Here is a 15,193-nt window from a genome sequence, read left to right as displayed (position 1 = left end):
CGTTGGTAGCATCCCTTCAACACAGCACGTGGAGTTCCCTGCACCATGTCGTTCAGTCGCCGTACCTTCGTTCGCGCCGCCGCGCTCGCACCGCTGCCACTCCTGTCCACCGGTATCCGGGCCGCGGAGGTGGTCCGCATCGGCCAGACGGTCGCGCTTTCCGGCAATTTCGGCGAGATGGGCGGCATGTACACCCAGGGCATCAAGGCTGCGCTGGACCATGCCAACCGCAAGAACCCGGCACGGCACCTGGAGCTGGTGACGCTCGACGACAAGCTCGACGGCCCCACCGCCCTGCAGAATGCCAGGCGGCTGGTCGAGCAGGAAAAGGTGGTCTCGGTCATCGGCGTGACCGGTACCGGCGTCGCCAAGGCAGTGATGCCCTACTGCGAGGAGCGCAAGGTTCCGCTCTTCGCCCTGACCGGCGACGACAGCGTCCGCAAGGTCCGGCAGGACTGGACCTTCTTCTCGTGCGCCAGCTACGGCGACGAGGTCAAGAACATGGTTCGGCATGGCTCCACCATCTCGCACCGGAGCGTGTTCGTGGTGCACACCGACGTGCCGGCGGGTGCCTCGTGGGTCGAGAGCGCCAAGCTGTCGGCGCAGGAGAACAAGCTCGATTTCAAGGGCTCGGCGGCGGCCGCGCCCGACGGCTCCAACGCCGACGCGGTGCTGAAGGCCTTCGTCGATTCGAAGGCCAGCTTCGTGGTGATGGTGTATGCCGGCGCCGGCGTCAAGCTGCTGCTGGAGAAGCTGCAGCAGGCGCACATCTATCCCGGCTCGATCTACCTGCTGTCGCAAGGCGCGACGCCCGGGCTGGTGGAGTCGGTGCGCTCGAGCGCCTCGGGCCTGATCGTCTCGCAGGTGGTGCCCAACCCGTTCGCCAGCACCAGCCCGCTGATGCGCGACTACGAAGCCGCCCTGGCCGCGGCCGGCGCGCCGAAGAACTACCTCACCTACCAGGGCTTCCTGCTGGGCCGGGCGTATACCGATGCGCTGGCCCGCACCAAGGGCACCGCCACCGCCGCGGCCATCGCCGATGCGCTGCGCGACGGGCCGCTGGCCTACGGCAACTACAAGCTCGACTACACCGGCGGCCGCCAGTTCGGCACCTCGTACACCGACATCTCGATGCTGGCGAAGGACGGGCGCTTCATCTCCTGAATACGGGCAAGCGCCCTCAGCGCGGCTGGGGCTCGGTGGCCACCGGCGCCGGCCGCTCCTCGTGCCCGTCGCCGTGCCGCGCGAACCGGGCCGGGTCGCGCCCGTGCACCGGTGCCGTGTCGGCGAACGGCCAGCCGCCGAACTGGGTGCGGCGGTAGTCGTCCACCGTCTGGCGGATCTCGGCCTGGCTGTTCATCACGAAGGGGCCGTGTTGCACCACCGGCTCGCCGATCGGCCGGCCCTGCAGCAGCAGGAATTCGGCCTCGGTGCCGCCGATGTTGTGCAGTTCCGCCGGCACCGAGGGGTGCAGCGCGATCGCGGCATGCGAACCGATGGTTTGGCCACCCACGGCCACGCCGTCGCCTTTGAAGAAATACAGCCTGCGGTTGGTATTGGCTCCTGCCGCAGCAGGCAGCGTCCAGCGGGCGCCGGGCGCCATGCGGACCGTCCAGATGGCGACGTCTGCATCGGCCTGGGCGGCCCAGGAATCGGGCGGCGGGGCCAGCGGCTCCAGCGCATCGGTGGCGGCGGCGACGGCATCCGCGGCCGGTGCCATACGGCCGGCGATCACGGCCACCTCGGTGCTCCGGCCCGCGTCGTCGGCGAACACCCGGCGCGGGATCGCATGCGACCACAGCATCGTGAAATGCGCCGGCGACATCTTGCTGCGCGCCGGCAGGTTCAGCCAGATCTGGAACAGCTCCAGCGGGTTGGGCCGCGCGGCGTCGAGCAGCGGGAACATCTCGGCATGCACCACGCCGGCGCCGGCGGTGAGCCACTGCACGTCGCCCTGGCCGAAGCGCGCCGTCGCGCCCAGCGAATCCGAATGGTCGACCAGGCCCTTGCGCACGATGGTCACCGTCTCGAAGCCGCGGTGCGGGTGCGCCGGAAAGCCTGGCACCGTCTCGCCGTGGTACATGCTCCAGCCGTCCTTGCGGCTGAAGTCCTGGCCGATGTCGCGGCCGGCCAGCGAGGCGGCGGGGCCCATCTGCGGCGTGGCCTGCGGATAGGCGTCGTCGTGGTAGACGCAGAACAGGAACGGGTCGGCCGTCTCCCACGGAAAGCCGAGCGGCTTCACGGCGAGGACGGGATGGGCGGGGGTGTCGTGGGGCATGGCGATGGATCCGAAGTCGGTGCGTACGGTTGCGGCGGAGGTGTCGGCCGCGCGGGTCAGGCGGCGGCCAGCGCCGGGGCGGCCGCCGTGGCCGCGCCCGCATCGCCCGGCGCGGCGCCGAAGCGAAAGCTCGACACCGAAAGCCCGCCCATGAACGCGTCCTCGTGGTAGACCCGCACCGCCGCCTCCTGCTCGGCCGCGCCGAGCGCCACCATCAGCGGCACCAGGTGGTCTTCCTGCGGATGGGCGATGCGGGCGGCGGGGGCGGCGTCCCAGTGCAGCAGGTGCGCGCTGCGGGCGGCCGGGTCGGTCTGCACCAGCGTCCGCTCCAGCCAGTCGTCGAAGGCACGCGACACGTCGCGCGCCTGCGGCCCGAAATGCCGCAGGTTGTGGTAGCTCAGGCCGCTGCCCACGATCAGCACGTTCTGGTCGCGCAGCGGCGCCAGCGCCCGGCCCAGCGCCAGGTGCTCGGCCGGGTCGTAGTGGCTGCGGATCGAGAGCTGCAGCACCGGCACGTCGGCCGCCGGAAACGCGACGGCCAGCGGCGAGAAGGTGCCGTGGTCGAAGCCGCGCCGGTGGTCCAGCCCTACCGGCAGGCCGGCGGCGGCGACCAGGTCCCGCACCTGCTCGGCCAGCGCCGGCGCACCCGGCGCCGGATACTGCACCTGGTAGGTGTGCGGCGGGAAGCCGCCGTAGTCGTAGAGCATCGGCGGCCGGGCCGATGCCATCACCGCATAGGCCGCATCGGTCTCCCAGTGGCCCGACACCACCAGCACCGCCGCGGGGGTGCGGCCCAGCTGCCGCGGCATGTCCTGCAGCGACGCGGCCAGCAGGTCGTAGGTGCCGCCCATGCGGTCGCGCATCCACGGCCACGGCCCACCGCCGTGGGAGATGAAGTAGGTGGGCAGGCGGCTGTCGGGTGCGGTGTGCGTCATGTCGGATCCTCGTCTGCGCTGGATGCGCAGGGAAGATGGCGACTCTAGGGGCTTATCGCAAGGGCTGCTGCAGTGGGTGCATGCGGGCGGCCTTATGTGCACACCGGATAAGCAGCCGCGTTTTCATCGCTTCCCGCGCCGGGACCGCCGGCCTAAAGTCCACCTGCACCCGCTGCACAGGCGGACTGTCCGGGCTCCCAGGAGCCGGGGTGGCGAGCCGGGCAGGGGGTGGCGGGCGCATCGCTGCCGTGGGGGCCGGCGGTGCATCCGTAGATTGTTTTGGGGTGTCTCTCTTCACGGCCTGCCTTGTGCAGGCCGTTTTTTTGCCTGTCGCCGGCGGCACGCCGGGCCGGCCGGCCGGGCGGGCCCGCTGCGAGAATCGCGCAGTGCTCGCCATCCTCGCCGTCAATTTCCCGTTCTTCGCGCTGATCTTCTGCGGCTGGCTGGCGACGCGGCGCGGCCTGCTGCCGCTGGCGGCGATCCCGGGGCTGAACGGCTTCGTGCTGTTCTTCGCGCTGCCCTGCATGCTCTACCGCTTCGGCGCGCGCACCCCGATCCACCAGCTGCTCGACCTGCGGGTGGCAGCCGTCTACCTGGCCTGCGCCGGCCTGATGGTGGGGCTGGTGGTGGCGATGTCGCGGCGCGCGGGCGTCGGCTGGAACGATGCGGCCTTCGGCGCGCTGGTGGCGGCGTTTCCCAACACCGGCTTCATGGGCGTGCCGCTGCTGGCGGCGCTGCTCGGGCCCGCGGCGGCCGGCCCGGTGATCCAGACGATGGCGATCGACATGGTGCTGACCACTTCGCTCTGCGTGGCGCTGTCGCGCCTGGACGGCGCGGGCGCTGCGGGCGCGCTGGCGGCGCTGCGGCGGGCGTTGCGCGGCATGGCGACCAACCCGATGCCGTGGTCGATCGCACTCGGCATCGGCGCCTCGGCCGCCGGCTTCGTGCTGCCGCGGCCGCTGGAGCAGACGGTGGCGCTGCTGTCGGACGCGGCATCGCCGGTGGCGCTGTTCACCATCGGAGCGGTGCTGGCCCGTGCGGGCATGGACGGTGCGGCGGGCCCTGCGCCGTGGCGCGGCCCGGTGCTGCTGGCGCTGGCCAAACTGCTGCTGCATCCGGCGCTGGTGCTGTGCGCCGGTGCGGCGGCGGCGGCACTCGGCGCGCCGCTCGAGCCGCTGGCGCTGACGGCGCTGGTGCTGGTGGCCGCACTGCCCAGCGCCAGCAACGTGTCGATGCTGGCCGAGCGCTTCGGTGCGCACAACGGGCGGATCGCCCGGGTGATCCTGGTGTCGACGGTGCTGGCGTTCCTGAGCTTTTCGGCGGCGGTGGCGTGGCGGGTTTGAAGAAAAAATGGCTGTAGCCGGCGTACTTCGCCGGCTAGCAGCTATTTATTTTGTAGCAAGGTGGTGGGTGCCTGTAGCTGGCGCCGCCCGCTAGATCGCCAGCGGATCCACGTCCACCGCCCAGCGGATCAAACCCTTGTGCGCCGGGTCGGCGCGGGTGGTGTGCAGCAGCGGCTGCCAGGCGGCCAGGAAGCGCTGCAGGGCGCCGCGCGACGAGCTCTCCAGCAGCATCTGGGCGCGCTCGACGTTGGCGACGCGCTGCATCGCCATCGGCACGGCGCCGAAGGCGACCACCTCGCCGGTGGCGTCCAGGCCGGCATCCGTCGCGGCCTGGCGGGCGGCGGTGAGGAAGGCCTGGGCCACCTCCTGGGTCCGCGCTTCGGCCCGCACCAGGGCCTGGGCGGCGAAGGGGGGCATGCCGGCCGAGCGGCGCTCGTCGATCTGCTGAGCGGCGAAGGCGGGGAAATCGTGGGCCTTCAGGGCCGCGAAGATCGGGTGCGCGGGGTGCACCGTCTGGATCCACATCTCGCTGCCTGCGCTGTGGGCGGCGTCGCGCCCGGCGCGGCCGCCGGCCTGCATCAGCAGCGCGAAGAGACGCTCCGGCGCGCGGAAATCGCTGGAGAAGAGGGCACCGTCCGGGTTCACCGCGGCCACCAGGGTGATGCGGCGGAAGTCGTGTCCCTTGGCGATCATCTGGGTGCCGACCAGCACGTCGACGTCGCCCGCGTGCACCTGGGCCAGCTGCGATTCCAGCGCGCCCTTGGCCCGGGTGGTGTCGGCGTCGATCCGCGCGATGCGCACCCGGCCGCCGTCGGGCCGGCGGATGCCTTCCAGCAGCTCCGACAGGTGCTCCTCCAGCTTTTCGGTGCCGCGGCCAAGCGGGGCGATGTCGACGTTGCCGCAGGCCGGGCAGCCGCGCGGCACCCGCGAGGTGGTGCCGCAGTGGTGGCAGCGCAGGGTGCGGTCGATCTTGTGGAACACCTGGTGGGCGCTGCAGTGCGGGCAGTCGCTCTTCCAGCCGCAGTCGGGGCAGTGCAGCACCGGGGCGTAGCCGCGCCGGTTGAGAAAGACCATCACCTGCTCGCCCCGGGCCACGCGCTCGCCGATGGCGGCCAGCAGCGGCGGCGAGACCACCGCGCGCCTGGGCTGGTGGTTCATGTCGACCAGCCGCACCCGGGGCAGCGCACCGGCGCCGATGCGGGCCGGCATCTCCAGCCGGGCGTAGCGGCCGCCCGGGTCGTCCGGGGTGGCCGGGCGGCTGGCGTGCCAGCTCTCGAGCGACGGCGTGGCCGAGCCCAGCATGACCTTGGCGCCTTCCTCCCGGCCGCGCCACAGCGCCAGGTCGCGGGCCGAATAGCGGGCGCCTTCCTGCTGCTTGTAGCTCGGGTCGTGCTCTTCGTCGACCACGATCAGCCGCAGGTGCGGCATCGAGGCGAACACCGCCATCCGGGTGCCCAGCACGATGCGGGCGCGGCCGGTGTGCGCCGCGATCCAGCTGCGCAGCCGCTGCGGCGGCGTCATGCCGCTGTGCATGGAGACCACCGCGGGTGCGCCGTCGGAGTCGGTGGAGGGGAAGCGGGCGTGGAAGCGCTCTTCCAGCTGCGGGGTGAGGTTGATCTCGGGCACCATCACCAGCGCCTGAGCCAGCGGGTCGGCCTGCAGCGCGTCCTGCACGCAGCGAAGGTAGACCTCGGTCTTGCCGCTGCCGGTGGCACCGAACAGCAGGAACGGGCCGGTTTCCGCACCGAATCGGGCGATGGCCGTGGCCTGCTCCCGGCTGGGTGCTATGGTTTCAGGAGCAAATGCGATCTCGGCTGCGGTACCCGGGCTGCGCTTGAGCCGGCGCGCCAGCTGTACCGGGTCGAGCGCCCGCAGGGCCGGCGGCAGGGCGGCCAGCGCCACCTCGCCGGCGCCGCGCTGGTAGTAGCGCCCGGCGAACTCCACCATCCGGCGCCAGCCGGGCCCGAGCGGCGGCAGGGCGTCCAGCACGGCCGACAGGGGCCGCAGAGCGGTCGCGGGCGGCAGGCCTGCGGCTTCTGCCGCGTCCCACACGATCCCCAGCGTTTCCCGGCTGCCCAACGGCACCCGCACCAGCGTGCCCGGGGCCAACGGGCCTGCGGCGCGGTAGCTCAGGGGGCCGGCGATGGCACTGTGGGCGGGGGTCTGCACCAGCACCGATACGACGGCGCCGGTACCGACTTCGAGCGGGTTTTGCAGAGCGTGTTCCAAGGGATTGATTTAGAAGCACTTTTCGGCACGGAAAAGCCGTTTCTGTGGATAACTTTGTTGACAGACTGTCCGAGGGTGGGGACGGGGCCGCATCGCCGCAAGGGCGTCGCCGCCGGCCCCGGGTCTGCCGGATATGAAAATAGTGTTCCATATCAACAGCTTGCCATGCCGAACTGCAGGTGCAATCTGATAGCAGGGGGCGCTCCATTGTGCCCCAGTCGCCGGGTCCAGCCTGTGCACAAGACCGGGGCCTTCGATGCGGCCTACTGCGCGCCGGATCGCATCCACCATCGCTTTTCCGCTATCCGGATGTTGTGCCGTCCTTATGTGGATAACTTTGTTGATAGGACGTGTCGAGCCGTGCTAAGCCCGCGCCCCGCATGGCTTTACACGTTTTGCCTGCGAAAGAGGCATCGCAACAAATCCATACGAATCAAGCACTTACGAGTGCATCCGGACGCCGCGGTGGAGATGGGCCCTGGAAATGCCCGAAAAAAGCACTTTCATGGTTCGTGTGCATAAGCAAGCCTTCGGACCGCAATTTTTTGCTTGACAGGCCCGTTTCGGCATCGTCAGCGTGACGGTCTGTCAGGGAAGGTAGCACCAGGCCCAGCAACGGCGCGGGTTGCGGGTGGGTGAAGGGGTTGCTGCCTCCATGCGAAGGGTCTGAAAAGCAGCCGACCGGCCGACGAACGGCAGCTTTTGGAGATCTACGCGCCGAACATCCCGTCTTTCCTCTGGAGAAGGAGCTAAGTCCTTGATTCGAAAGGGCTTTGCGCGACAGTCCCGATTTTCTGTGGATAACTTTGTTGATAGCTTCGTGGCGATCGCCGCCAGCCCGCATGAAACCTTGCTCTTCCTAGGATGCCTGCCAAAAAAGCAGCTTGCGAATTCCTTATGAATCAACCACTTGCGAAACGCACCGGGGATGTGCCCGGCAGATAACGAAAAGTGCCGTGCTGCGCTGCGGTATGGCTTTTTTTGTGCATAACAGCGCATGCCGGATGCGTGGGGTGCACCGGTCGGGGGCCCTGTGTACCGTGCGGCCCCCGCGGCATCAGGCGCGCAGCCGGCGCGAATGCCGGTGCACCGCCTCCACCAGGGCCGTCACATGGTCCGGCGGCGTGTGCTGGCTGATGCCGTGGCCCAGGTTGAAGATGTGGGTGGGGCCGGTGGTGGTGGTGTCGGTGTGCGGGCGGCCGAAGCTCTCCAGCACCCGTGCCACCTGCGTGTCGATCTGCGCGGGCGGGGCGAACAGCACGTTGGGATCGATGTTGCCCTGCAGGGCCTTGCCCGGGCCGCCCACGGCCCCGCCGACCGCCACCCGGGCGGCCCCCAGGTTCACCGTCCAGTCCAGGCCCAGCACCTCGCAATCGAGCTGCGTGGCCATGTCCTGCAGCCACAGGCCGCCGCCCTTGGTGAACACGATGCGGGGTACGTCCTGCCCGTCGGGGCCGGTGCGCTTCAGCTGGGCGAGCACCCGGGCGGTGTAGGCGAGGCTGAACTCCTGGAAGGCCGCATGGGCCAGCACCCCGCCCCAGCTGTCGAAGACCATCACCGCCTGCGCGCCGGCGTCGATCTGGGCGTTGAGGTACTGCGCCACCGCGTCGGCGTTGACGGCCAGCATCCGGTGCATCAGGTCGGGACGGGCATAGAGCATGGTCTTGACCAGCCGGTAGTCGTCGGACCCTGCGCCCTCGACCATGTAGCAGGCCAGCGTCCAGGGGCTGCCCGAGAAGCCGATCAGCGGCACCCGGCCGTTCAATGCCCGGCGGATCGACGACACCGCGTCGAACACGTACTGCAGCTTGTGCATGTCGGGCACTTCCAGCGCGGCCACCGCGGCCTCGTCGCGCACCGGATGGGCGAACCTCGGTCCCTCGCCCAGCTGGAACGACAGGCCCAGGCCCATCGCGTCGGGCACGGTGAGGATGTCGGAGAAGAGGATGGCCGCGTCGAGCGGATAGCGCTCCAACGGCTGCAGCGTGACCTCGGTCGCGTAGTCGCGGTTGGTGGCCAAGCCCATGAAGCTGCCGGCCTGGGCCCGCGTGGCGCGGTACTCGGGCAAGTAGCGCCCGGCCTGGCGCATCAGCCAGACGGGGGTGTGGTCGGTGGCCTGGCGCCGGCAGGCGCGCAGGAAGGTGTCGTTCTGAAGGGGGGCAAACATGCGCCGGATTGTGGCAGGGGGTGGTGTCCGCGGCGATAGGACAGCGGCGCGACCGCACCCCGGTCGCGGAGGGTCCCGGCACGCCCGCCCCGCGGGGTGCGGCGGGCCCGGCGTTTCAGTTCGCCACGATGCCCGCGCTGCGCACCACCTCCCCCAGGCGGCGGGTCTCGTCGCCGATGAACGCCTTGAAATCCTGGCTGCCCAGCGGGCGGGGAATGCAGCCGCTGTCGGCGATGCGGACCGACAGGGCCGGGTCGCGCACCGCGGCCAGCGTCAGCCGCTCCAGCAGCGCCTTGCGGGCCGGCGGCACGTTCGCCGGCACCAGCAGGCCGAACCAGCCCACGGTGACCAGGTCGACGCCCGCTTCCTTCAGCGTGGGCACCTGGGCGAAGGCCGGCACCCGCGTGTCGCTGGTCACCGCCAGCGCGTTCGCCTTGTGGCCGCGCACCAGGCCCGCCGCGGCCGAGATGGTCTGGAACATCACGTCCACCCGCCCGGCCACCAGGTCGGCGTTGGCGGTGCCGGTCTCCTTGTACGGGACATGGGACATGTCGAGCCTGGCCGCGTTGTTGAACTGCGCGCCCGCCAGGTGCAGCGAGGTGCCGTTGCCGATCGAGGCGTAGTTCACCTGCCCCGGCCGCTTGCGGGCATAGGCGATGAACTCCTCGACCGTATTGGCCGGCGAATCGGCCGGCACGATCATCAGATTGGGCACCGTGGCGATCAGCGCGACCGGGTCGAAGTCGCGGTCCGGGTCGAACGGCAGCGTGCGGAACAGGAAACGGTTGACCGCGAACGGCAACCCGGTCAGCAGCAGCGTATAGCCCTCCTGGTCGCCCTGGGCCGCCGCCTGCGTGCCGATGTTGCCACCGGCCCCGCTGCGGTTGTCGACCAGCACCTGCTGGCCGAGCGCCTGCGACAGGCGCTCCCCGACCGCCCGCCCCAGAAAATCCGCCGCGCCTGCCGGCGGAAACGGCACCACCATCCGCAGCGCGCGGGAGGGATAGGCATCTTGCGCATGCAGCAGTGCGGGCGTGGCCAGGGTGGCGGCAGCCGCGGCGAGGAGGGATCGTCGGGTGGTGGAGGTCATGGTCGGTCCTGGTGCGGCAAAGCGTGCTTCATGCAAGCACCGGGCCATCGATGAGAACGCCCGCCATAACGGGCCTCGCGGCTTCGAAAAGCGCCGCTATCGCCTCGACTGGGGCGGCCGGCTCCCGACGGGCTCAATAGCGCCAGAACACCTGCTGCATCGCCCCCGCGTCGCATCCCTGCGCCAGCGCCAGCGCCGCCAGCAGCCGCGCCTTCACCCCGTTCTGGTCGTCGGCCGCGACCGAGCCGAGGGCGTCGTCGTCGACCGGGCCGTTGCGCGTTACCCCGCCGCCGGCCATGCGGGTGGCGCGCACCACCGTCACGCCGCGGGCCTGCACCGCCTGGAGGGTCGCTTCCAGGTAGTCCGGCACGGTCCCGCCGCCGAAGCCCAGGTGGACGATGGCGCGGGCGCCGGCATCGACCAACGCCTCGTACGGCGCGGGGCTGGTGTTGCCGTGGGCGTAGACGATGCCGACCTCGGGCAGCGTGTCGATGCGGGCGATGTCGAATTCGCTCGCCACGGTGTGGGGCCGCGCGGGCAGGCGGTAGAAGCGCACCTGGCCGTCGGCCACCGTGCCTAGCGGGCCGTATTCGGAGCGGAACGCGTCGGTGCGGCTGGCGTGGGTCTTGGCCACGTCGCGGCCGCTGTGGACCTGCTGGTCCATCACCAGCAAAACGCCCTTGCCGGCCGACCCGGCATGCGCGGCGACGGTCACCGCGTCGAGCAAATTGAGCGGGCCGTCGGCGCTCAGGGCAGTGCCGGGGCGCATCGCGCCGGTCAGCACGATGGGCTTGGCGGTGGGGATGGTCAGGTGCAGGAAGTAGGCGGTCTCTTCCATCGTGTCGGTGCCGTGGGTGATGACGATGCCGTCCACCGCTTCGGACGCGGCCAGCGCCGCCACCCGGCGCGCCAGCGTCAGCAGCCGGGCGTTGTCGAAACTCTCGGAACCGATCTGCAGCACCTGTTCGCCGCGCACCGCGGCCACGTCGGCGATCTGCGGCACCGCGGCCAGCAGCGCCTCGACGCCGGTGACGGCCGAGGTGTAGGCGCTGGTGCTGGTGGCCGAGGCGGCCGCGCCGGCGATGGTGCCGCCGGTGGCGAGCAGTGCGATGCGGGGCTTGCGGGCTGGCGTCGGGGGCAGGGAGGTCATGGGTGTCGGCAGTGAGGGTGCGGAGGTCGTCGGCGCAGAACGCGCGAAAGGGCCGAAAGGACGCAACGGTACAGGATCACCAGCCGCTGAAACGCTCCCAGCGCGGCAGTACGTCGCCCACGCCGCCTGCCGCCGGCAGCAGGTGGTAGGCCGGATGCTGCGCCCCGGTGGCGCAGGCATGGTTGGGCACGATGCGCAGTTGCGCGCCCAGCGGGAAACGCTCGGCCAGCGCGATGGCGTCGTCCCCGTCGCCGCCGGTCCACTGCAGCACGCCGTGCTCCTGGTTGGCCGCGTCGAAGGTCAGGCCCGGCAGCGGACGCCCGTCCGCATCGCACACCAGGCCGTAGCCGAAGTCGTGTGCCTGCTTCTGCGTGCCGCGGTCGCGGCTCATCGCCATCCAGCCGGCGTCGGTGATCACCCAGCCGTTCTCCGCGCGGTGGCCGATCACGGTGCACAGCACCGACAGCGCGATCTCGTCGGGCCGGCAGATGCCGGTGCCGGCCATCACCAGGTCGAAGAACACGTAGACGCCGGCCCGCACCTCGGTCACGCCTTCCAGGTGCCGGGCGCTGAGCGCGGTGGGGGTGGAGCCGACGCTGACGACCGCGCAGGCATGGCCGGCCGCGCGCAGGACCTCGGCCGCGGCGACGCAGCCGGCGCGCTCCTGCTCGGCCATCGCCTCCAGCGCTGCGGGCGTGCGCAGGTCGTAGGAGCTGCCGGCATGGGTCAGCACGCCGGCCAGCCGCGCGCCGTGGCCGGCCGCGTCGGTGCGCAGTGCGGCGGCCACGTCCAGCAGCCACGGGTCGGCCGGCGCGATGCCGGAGCGGTGGCCGTCGGTGTCCACCTCGACCAGCACGTCGAAGCCGTGGCCCTCGGCCCTGCCGAAAGCCGACAGCTGCTCGGCCGCCGCGACCGATTCGACCAGCAGCGTCAGCCGCAGCCCGGCGCGCGCCAGCCGCAGCGCATGGGCGAACTTGGCCGGCGCGATCGCAACCGCGTACAGGACGTCGTCGATGCCGGCGGCGAAGAAGCGCTCGGCCTCCTTCAGCGTCGAGACGGTGATGCCCCGTGCGCCCGCCGCGATCTGGCGCCGCACCACCTCGGCGCACTTGCTGGTCTTGGCGTGCGGACGGAACCGCACGCCCAGCGCGTCCATGCGCGACTGCATCCGGTCGATGTTGTGCTGCATCCGCGCTTCGTCGAGCAGGAGCAGGGGCGTTTCGAGGTCGGCGGGTGGGTGCATGGGCATCCTGGAGTCCGTGGGTACGGGTGGCGGTGTGGACGAATCGTCGAATGTTTGACAGTCTATCCAAAATTGGACAGACTATCCAGATGCCGAAACCCCGCCGTAGCCCCGAGCAGACACTGCTTCTCGACCAGGTCCGCCAGATCGCGCAGGGCCTGGGCGAGACCTTCGCGCCCTTCTGCGAAGTGGTGGTGCACGACCTGCTCGACCCGAAGCGCTCGATCCTCGCGATCCACAACAACCTGTCGGGCCGCGCCGTCGGCGAGCCGACGACCGAGCTGGGCCTGGCCCGCATCCACGACCCGGACATGCCGCCGGTCATCGCCAACTATGCCAACACCTTCGCCGACGGCCGCCAGGCCAAGAGCACCTCGATCGGCATCAAGGACGCGGACGGCCGCTACATCGCCGCGCTGTGCATGAATGTGGACCTGACGCTGTTCCACGGCTTCCAGACCGCCATGGCGCGCTTCGTCCACATCGACCCGCGGGCGGCGGTGGAAGAGTCGCTCGACCCGACCGGTGCCGACCGGATCCGCGAGCGCATCGACCAGTTCGCGGCCCGCCTGGCCACCACGCCACGCTCCCTGCGGGCCGACGACCGCCGCACCCTCCTGCGCGAGCTGCGCACCGCCGGCCTGCTGGACGTGCGCCGCGCCATGGACACCATCGCCGCACACCTGGGCGTGTCGCGCGCCTCCGTCTACGCCTACGCCAAGTGAACCCATGCCGCACGATGCCCGCCTTCTCCTGATCGACGGTGCCGCGGTGGCGCCGCTGCTGCAGCCGGCCGACGTGCTGGAGGCGGTACGGGAGGCCTTCGTGCTGCACAGCCGGCGCGAGGGCCGGGTGTTTCCGGTGGTGCGCGAGGCGCTGCCCACCGGCGGCATCTTCGGCATCAAGTCGGGCGACGTGCCGGGCCAGGGCCTGCTGGGCTTCAAGGCCGCCGGCTTCTGGCCCGCCAACCGCGCGGCCGGCGGCGAGCCACACCAGGCGACGATCCTGCTGGCCGACCCGCTGACCGGCCGGCCGCTGTGCGTGATCGACGGCAACACGATCACCACCGCCCGCACCGGCGCGGCCGGCGGCATCGGCCTGCAGATGCTGGCGCGGCCGGGCAGTGCGCGGGCCTGCGTGTTCGGCACCGGCGTGCAGGCGCGGGTGCAGCTCGACTACGCCCTGCGGCAGCTGCCGGCGCTGCGCGAGGTGGCGTACGTCGCGGCGCGGGGTCGCACCGATGCGGCATTCGAGGCGGCGTTCGCCGGCCGCTGCCGCATCGCACCGGCGACCGATGCCGATGCGGCCGTCGCGGCCGCCGACATCGTCATCACCGCCACGCCCGGCGGTGGCCCGCTGTTCGATGCGGCGGCGGTGCGGCCCGGCACCCATTTCAACTGCGTCGGCGCCGACACCCGCGGCAAGCGCGAACTGCCGGCCGGCCTGCTGGAGCGTGCGCGTGTCGTCGTGGACGACCGCGCGCAGGCCACGCAGATCGGCGAGACGCAGTGGGCGCCCGATACGCCCTGCGACGAGATCGGCGACCTGCTCGACGGCCGCGTCGCTTTCGAGCGTGGCCTTGGCGACATCACCGTGTTCGACATGACCGGCCTGGCTCTGCAGGACCTGACCGTCGCGCGGCTCGTCCACCAGCGGGCGCTCGCAGCCGGGGCCGGCACCGCCGTCGCCTGGCCCTGGTAGCCGCCGCTTCGCCCATCCGCCCTTGTTTTCGCTTCACCCTTTCCGCACCATGAACGCACCTGCACTGCCCACCTACGAAGACGTCGTCGCCGCTTCGGCACGCATCGCCGGCCATGCCCACCGCACCCCGGTCGTCACCTCGCGCACACTGAACGAGATGATGGGTGCGGAGGTGTTCCTCAAGTGCGAGCACCTGCAGCGCATGGGCGCCTTCAAGTTCCGCGGCGGCTTCAACGCGCTGTCGAAGTTCACGCCGGCGCAGCGCAAGGCGGGCGTGGTGGCGTTCTCGTCGGGCAACCATGCGCAGGCGATCGCGCTGTCGGCCCGGCTGCTGGGCATTCCGGCCACCATCGTCATGCCGCAGGACGCGCCGGCGGTGAAGATCGAGGCCACCCGCGGCTACGGCGCCGAGGTGGTGCTCTACGACCGCTACGCCGACGACCGCGAGCAGATCGGCCGCGACCTGGCCGCCCGGCACGGCTTCACCCTGATCCCGCCCTACGACCATCCCGACGTGATCGCCGGCCAGGGCACGGCTGCCCAGGAACTGTTCGAGGAAGTGGGCGAGCTCGACGCGCTGTTCGTGCCGCTCGGTGGCGGCGGGCTGCTCTCGGGATCGTCCCTGTCGGCCAGGGCGCTGTCGCCGCAGTGCAGGCTCTACGGCGTCGAGCCCGAAGCGGGCAACGACGGCCAGCGCTCGTTCCGCTCGGGCGAGATCGTGCACATCGATACGCCCCACACCATCGCCGACGGCGCGCAGACCCAGCACCTGGGCAACATCACCTTCCCGATCATCCGGCGCGAGGTGACCGATGTGCTCACCGCGAGCGATGCCGAGCTGGTGGAATGCATGTCCTTCCTGGCCGCGCGGCTCAAGATGGTGGTCGAGCCCACCGGCTGCCTGGGCCTGGCCGCGGCCCGCAACATGCAGGAGCGGTTGCGCGGCCAGCGGGTAGGCGTGGTGCTGAGCGGCGGCAACATCGACATCGCGCGCTTCTGCAGCCTGCTGGCGCAGTAGTCGCCCCGGCACGGCGCCGGCGCGGCGGCACCGCCCGCG

Annotated in this window: 12 protein-coding genes; 5 read left to right on the top strand and 7 right to left on the bottom strand. The window is 71.1% G+C overall.

What is annotated here, in order from left to right:
- Positions 1-45 precede the first annotated feature (45 nt).
- Entirely contained in the window at positions 46-1,164 is a 1,119-nt protein-coding gene (locus ASE76_RS16325) for an ABC transporter substrate-binding protein (protein ID WP_055841840.1), read from the top strand.
- A gap of 16 nt (positions 1,165-1,180) precedes the next feature.
- Here ASE76_RS16325 and ASE76_RS16320 read toward each other — a convergent pair whose 3' ends face one another.
- Together ASE76_RS16320 and ASE76_RS16315 are read right to left on the bottom strand one after the other, a co-directional pair.
- A complete protein-coding gene (locus ASE76_RS16320; protein WP_055841838.1) occupies positions 1,181-2,278 on the bottom strand; it encodes a pirin family protein in 1,098 nt (365 codons plus the stop codon).
- Positions 2,279-2,334: 56 nt separating this feature from the next.
- Entirely contained in the window at positions 2,335-3,213 is an 879-nt protein-coding gene (locus tag ASE76_RS16315) for a class III extradiol ring-cleavage dioxygenase (protein WP_055841835.1), read from the bottom strand.
- Between the two features lie 386 nt (positions 3,214-3,599).
- Here ASE76_RS16315 and ASE76_RS16310 point away from each other — a divergent pair, with 386 nt between their 5' ends.
- The gene (locus ASE76_RS16310) at positions 3,600-4,556 is read left to right on the top strand and encodes an AEC family transporter (RefSeq protein ID WP_055841833.1); all 957 of its coding nucleotides are present in this window, start codon (positions 3,600-3,602) and stop codon (positions 4,554-4,556) included.
- A gap of 90 nt (positions 4,557-4,646) precedes the next feature.
- Here the strand turns inward: ASE76_RS16310 and priA are convergent, their stop codons facing one another.
- The 5 genes from priA to ASE76_RS16285 form a co-directional block, all read right to left on the bottom strand.
- A complete protein-coding gene (gene priA / locus ASE76_RS16305; protein WP_236698501.1) occupies positions 4,647-6,785 on the bottom strand; it encodes a primosomal protein N' in 2,139 nt (712 codons plus the stop codon).
- A gap of 1,057 nt (positions 6,786-7,842) precedes the next feature.
- The gene (gene hemE, locus ASE76_RS16300; protein ID WP_055841830.1) at positions 7,843-8,952 is read right to left on the bottom strand and encodes a uroporphyrinogen decarboxylase; all 1,110 of its coding nucleotides are present in this window, start codon (positions 8,950-8,952) and stop codon (positions 7,843-7,845) included.
- Between the two features lie 115 nt (positions 8,953-9,067).
- A complete protein-coding gene (locus tag ASE76_RS16295; protein ID WP_055841826.1) occupies positions 9,068-10,042 on the bottom strand; it encodes a tripartite tricarboxylate transporter substrate binding protein in 975 nt (324 codons plus the stop codon).
- Between the two features lie 133 nt (positions 10,043-10,175).
- Complete coding sequence (locus ASE76_RS16290) at positions 10,176-11,192, bottom strand: asparaginase (RefSeq protein WP_055841824.1); 1,017 nt, start codon at positions 11,190-11,192, stop codon at positions 10,176-10,178.
- 76 nt (positions 11,193-11,268) lie between these two features.
- The gene (locus ASE76_RS16285; RefSeq protein ID WP_055841975.1) at positions 11,269-12,435 is read right to left on the bottom strand and encodes an alanine racemase; all 1,167 of its coding nucleotides are present in this window, start codon (positions 12,433-12,435) and stop codon (positions 11,269-11,271) included.
- 89 nt (positions 12,436-12,524) lie between these two features.
- Between ASE76_RS16285 and ASE76_RS16280 the strand changes: the two genes are divergently transcribed.
- The 3 genes from ASE76_RS16280 to ASE76_RS16270 are packed head-to-tail and all read left to right on the top strand — an operon-like array spanning position 12,525 to position 15,154.
- Complete coding sequence (locus tag ASE76_RS16280; protein WP_055841821.1) at positions 12,525-13,160, top strand: transcriptional regulator; 636 nt, start codon at positions 12,525-12,527, stop codon at positions 13,158-13,160.
- 4 nt (positions 13,161-13,164) lie between these two features.
- Positions 13,165-14,136, top strand: a complete 972-nt coding sequence (locus ASE76_RS16275) for an ornithine cyclodeaminase family protein (protein ID WP_055841818.1) — start codon at positions 13,165-13,167, stop codon at positions 14,134-14,136.
- Positions 14,137-14,185: 49 nt separating this feature from the next.
- Positions 14,186-15,154 carry a threo-3-hydroxy-L-aspartate ammonia-lyase gene (locus ASE76_RS16270; protein ID WP_055841815.1) on the top strand — a complete coding sequence of 323 codons (969 nt, stop codon included), beginning with the start codon at positions 14,186-14,188 and terminating at the stop codon, positions 15,152-15,154.
- The last annotated feature ends 39 nt before the right edge of the window (positions 15,155-15,193 follow it).

The sequence above is a fragment of the Xylophilus sp. Leaf220 genome (genome assembly GCF_001421705.1).
In the GTDB taxonomy this organism is placed as follows: Bacteria; Pseudomonadota; Gammaproteobacteria; order Burkholderiales; family Burkholderiaceae_C; genus Xylophilus.
The sequence above is the reverse complement of the archived record's forward strand: the minus strand, read 5'-3'. Positions and strand labels throughout refer to the sequence as shown.